4 protein-coding genes are annotated in these 4,438 nt (G+C 42.5%); 1 reads left to right on the forward strand and 3 read right to left on the reverse strand.

From position 1 onward, the window contains the following. The coding region (locus tag A7Q09_RS10575; RefSeq protein ID WP_166791977.1) for a hypothetical protein at positions 1-286 on the forward strand (286 nt) is incomplete at its 5' end. A 352-nt stretch (positions 287-638) separates the two neighbouring features. On the opposite strand, the gene A7Q09_RS09485 is transcribed toward A7Q09_RS10575, so the two are convergent. The 3 genes from A7Q09_RS09485 to A7Q09_RS10775 form a co-directional block, all read right to left on the reverse strand. After that, positions 639-3,050 carry a hypothetical protein gene (locus A7Q09_RS09485; RefSeq protein ID WP_134391211.1) on the reverse strand — a complete coding sequence of 804 codons (2,412 nt, stop codon included), beginning with the start codon at positions 3,048-3,050 and terminating at the stop codon, positions 639-641. A 208-nt stretch (positions 3,051-3,258) separates the two neighbouring features. After that, positions 3,259-4,302, reverse strand: coding sequence for a GlxA family transcriptional regulator (locus A7Q09_RS09490; protein ID WP_166791978.1), 1,044 nt, complete (start codon positions 4,300-4,302; stop codon positions 3,259-3,261). Then, positions 4,256-4,438, reverse strand: a 183-nt coding sequence (locus tag A7Q09_RS10775; RefSeq protein ID WP_208526741.1) for a hypothetical protein, incomplete at its 5' end; no start/stop codon positions are given. The genes A7Q09_RS09490 and A7Q09_RS10775, both read right to left, overlap by 47 nt.

Genomic DNA, 4,438 nt, shown 5'->3' on the forward strand with positions numbered 1-4,438 from the left:
TTGCCTTAGGGAAGCTTTTGCTGTTCCAAAGGCCTTTTCGCCAGAACTGGAACCGACCGGAACGGAGGCTCCAGCGGAAATAGCGATACCCGTGATGGGTCTTGCAGCCTGGCAAAAAGGCCCTCTTCGATCTTCCCCTTCCTTTGAATCAGCTCATCCAGCGTCCGATACCAGGGCCAAAGGAAGCGGTGGTCCAACTGTACCCGACCGTTTTGCTTTTACACCGGCATTAGTACGCTTTCCCCCCGCCGATCCGGGACATAGTCAGTCTCTAACCACTGGGTAGAGGGCATGTTCGCTTCCCGGACAAATCAACCGATGGGCTACAAGAACAAAAGCTTTCTCCGCAAAAGAAAGAGCTTGCCGCCTCTAGGGCAGCTCTCTCCAAAAGCTAAAGGAAACCCCAACTCCTCCCACAAAGCCCTGGCTAATTGTGTTGGGCCCCAAACCGCCGCCGATTCCGGCTTAGAGCTCTCCGTCGTCTTTTACAATACTTTATCTCTGTAAAGAAAAATAAAAACCTAATTTAATGTATGAGTACACCAATTAAAATTATAAGTTGTTATGCAAATAGAGGGGGGAAAGGGGCCAAGGAGGGGCTTTTAATGCAAAAGGCAGAAAAGGGATGGCTAAAAAAACTATTTCCAGCTTTCGATGACTATTTGCCTTGATTTTTGATAGGGATATTTCTGAATTAGCTCTTTGATTGGCAACTTTTCGTCTCCTTCGCGCATAAAGTGCAGGAGCACAACGGAAGCCCAGTAATCATTTTCATACTCGGTGCCTACGAGCTGAACGGGCACTCCTTTTGCATTGACTGTGTGACAAGCAGAACAGCTAACAGGCCCTGCATAACGACCATCGGGTGAATACTGTAGGGCCTGCTTATGCGTGGTAAGATCCACAGTGTTTTCTTCTTCTCCTTCAGCTCTGACTGGATAAAGCCCATGGATCGACTCGTGACAGGACTGACAGGCAATTTTACCGTGAGCCTTAGAAAAGCGGTAAAGCGAGTATTTATGAGGCTGATCGATAGGAAAATATTTTCCTCCCATGCTTTCTACGAAGGGAGCGGCATGGCAGCTTGCACATTTCGGTTCAGCAGGCGCAAGCCACCAATCGCTCCCCCCTGATGCCTTTTCATAAGGCACGGGCACGCCTTCTTTGGCGTTCCAGGCCAACAGCTTTACGTTACCTCTGCTATCCTTTGTAGCCTTTACTAGGGTAGCTCCTTGATGATTATTGAAAAACTCGTAAAGTGGATTATTTCCGTCTTTTATTCTAGGATCAGCCATATCAGCAAACCGCTTAGGTTCTCCATCAGCTAGAATTTTTATTATTTCATCGATACTTTTATTCCTCAATGTTTTGCCTTCCTGGCTGACTTCATTCTCCAGATCGTCATACTTATAGAGTTCATGAGAAAGTTGGTTATGACAATTCGTACACGTAAGACCTCGGAGCTCCGAGACCGGCTGATCGTTCTCATCTCTAGTACTGACATTTTCTAAATACCACTTTCCAACAGAATTCAAAAAGAATGGTGGTTTGACAGCAGGGTTAGAATGGGCATCCCTTCTTAAATAGCAACCTCCCCCAGCAGTCCTTTGGTCAGCATTGGCGTATTTATTGTTCCCGTTAGAATCGATGATCTGATAGGGATTCGTATCAAAATTATTCATGTTTGGATTAGTCCAGTGAGTAGGATGGCAGGCCTGACAGCTAACGGTTCTACCTGCTTTATCATTCATATCAGCCAAAAAGTTAGCATGTACTGCATGAATGGATTCGGTTAAAGGTCTTGCTTTAAGAGCTTTATAACCGGTAGTTCCGGGTCTTGGTTCCTGAAGATTTCCAGAAACATTATCTCCATGACAGTCGGCACAGTTTACGGATCCAACCGATCCGAGACGATTCGAGGAGGCATTCGGGTTATAGTCTTTTAGAAAATTGGTTTTAAACATCTTATCATGAAGTTCCAGCAGATTGATAGAAGAGGCCGAAAGCCTAGCCATATATTCAGACTCATCAGGATAATTTTTTTTCCAGTACTCGTATTCTTTTTCAAATAGGACAAAGCCGGCTTGTCTGGAAAGCTTAGCTGCCTTGCCCTCTCCGGAATGGCACATGACACAGTTAGGAATATCCACAGGATTCGTTCCAAAAAATTCCACTTTTTTCCCATCGACTAGTACCGGTTTTCCGGTGTCGTCGTGGAGCTGAACAGTAGCATATTGATAAGGTTGGAAATCCTTATCGGTGATCGTTCGAATAGTTCCTTTTCTTACAGAATCATTGAAAGCAGTGAGGGGAAGACCGAGCGCATCCCAAATATTGGAAGCGGTTAGTTTTATCGCTACGTTTTTAACCTCAGGAATCATTGAATCAGTAAAAACAATGTTTCCTCCATTGTCAGGGGCATACTCAAGATAGCCTCCTGCAAGGGGCTTCCCAGAGGGCCCCGCATCGATTGGCACCATGATATCCTTTCCTATACGGATCCGATTTTTAATCGACCAGTCTTTGGGCAGGGTGCCTTCTAAATCTTTATAGATAAAAAGGTGTTCCCAGACATAATTAGCCATATTGTCTCCTGGGTCAGCAAGGCTACCGTTGCCATTGACATCTTTTAAAACGGACCAGTATCTCATTTTGTTGCCTTCCGAATAGCTGTTGTCTTTAAGATAGTAATAGAGCTTGACTTTATCTTCTGGGGAAAGAAGTTTTGGTTTTGTCCCATTCCTTCCTGATTCCACGACTTGAGCCTGAATGGAATTGTAGGGTGGAATTACACAGCAATAAGAAATGTCAAAGCCCACACAATGCATTCCAAGTTCATAGTTAATGAAAATGTTATAAGAGTTTTTGGGTTGATAGCCTTGAATTGTTTTTTGGGTCAGGGGATCTTTGATTTCGATGGGTTTGAGTTGATCCAGTCCAAACGGTGGGTTCGGATCGTAATCTGCTCCTTGAAGCGGTCTCCAGAAGCTTGTAAAACCAATAAAAGCCATTACTAAAACTTTGAAGATTGTCTTTTGATTTCTCTGCATGGCTAAGTTTCCCTTTAAAAAAACTAAAATGCTATTTGATATCACATATCATATCGTCTATATCAACTTAGCTGAGTTCTTTTAAAGAAAAAAATGGCAATCATTGTGAGAAATTGTTGGGAAAAAATTTAGGCAAAACGATTAATAACTCTCCGATTTACTTAAAAATAATGGCATTTTGGAAAGATCGGTTACGAAGGGGATGGGATTATTTGCTGCCACTGCAAGAGCATAAGTCCTTAGAATTTAAAAAGACAGCTACACCGTATTTAGCCCTATAAGCTTTTGGAGAAAGGCTTGTGAGTTTTTTAAAAAGTCTGCGAAACGATCTTTCCTCTTCATAGCCCACAGCATAGCTGATTTCTTCTATGGTTTTGTTTGTCGTTTCCAATAGATGTTTTGCAGCCTCTATCCGAACAGATTGCAAGTATTTTGATGGGCTTAACCCAAGAGTCGCTCGAAACTTTCTTAAGAGAGTACGAGTGGATAATCCACAAGAAATGGCAATTTCCTGAAAAGATGGAGGGGCTTGAAAATTCTTTTCAATAATAATCTGTGCTTTTTTTAAGGCTTCATCTCCATGATTTTTATGTTGAGAGAATACCATGTAGGGCAATTGGGAATGGCGTTCCACATCGATCAACATCCTTTTTGCTGCCCTAAGAGCGGTCTGTTGACCAAGAAATTTTCTACCAATATGAATGACCAGATTCAGATAGGAAGTGGCGCCTCCGGCTGTTATCACTGAACCTTCGTCTACAATCAGTTGGTCAATGTGCCATTGAATATTTGGATACTTCTTTTTGAAGAATTCCGCATAGCACCAGTTAGTTGTTGCTCGTTTGCCATTTAAAATTCCAGATTCAGCCAGGATAAGAGCACCTGTACAGAAACTCGCCACAATACTGCCCTGCCTATAGCATTTCGCAATCCAATCGATATAAGGTTTATTGATTTGAAGGGATAAATCGAAGTCCGTACCAACGCTAGGAACAATTATCAGATCTGGATTTTGGAAATCGGTTATCGATCTTTTGCAGTTTATATTAATTTCTCCTAGCTGAACCGGTTTTCCATCGAAAGAGACCATTATGGGTTGAAAGGGACTTTTGACTGTATCCGCACAGAAATCAGCACAAAGAAAATCAGAGGCGCTAAATTTTTCTAACAAAAATGGAGGGCTAATGACTGCAACCCCTGGCGAATCAGCCAAGACTGGAATAGCTACAGAAAAAGATTTCTCTAAAGACATAGAATAATATAAATAGCTTACCATCCATCGCCGTAATGCCCCTGCCTTCAGGCATGGGGATATAAGGCGATAAATTATAGCTATGTGTAGTATAATTATGTATGAACAGAAAAGAACAATTGAAATCCAATAAAAA

Source organism: Methylacidiphilum sp. Yel (assembly GCF_004421185.1).
Classification (GTDB): domain Bacteria; phylum Verrucomicrobiota; class Verrucomicrobiia; order Methylacidiphilales; family Methylacidiphilaceae; genus Methylacidiphilum.

Coding starts and splice junctions, on each gene's coding strand:
- A7Q09_RS09490 (WP_166791978.1), bottom strand. CDS start 4,302: ATGTCTTTAGAGAAATCTTTTTCTGTAGCTATTCCAGTCTTGGCTGAT.
- A7Q09_RS09485 (WP_134391211.1), bottom strand. CDS start 3,050: ATGCAGAGAAATCAAAAGACAATCTTCAAAGTTTTAGTAATGGCTTTT.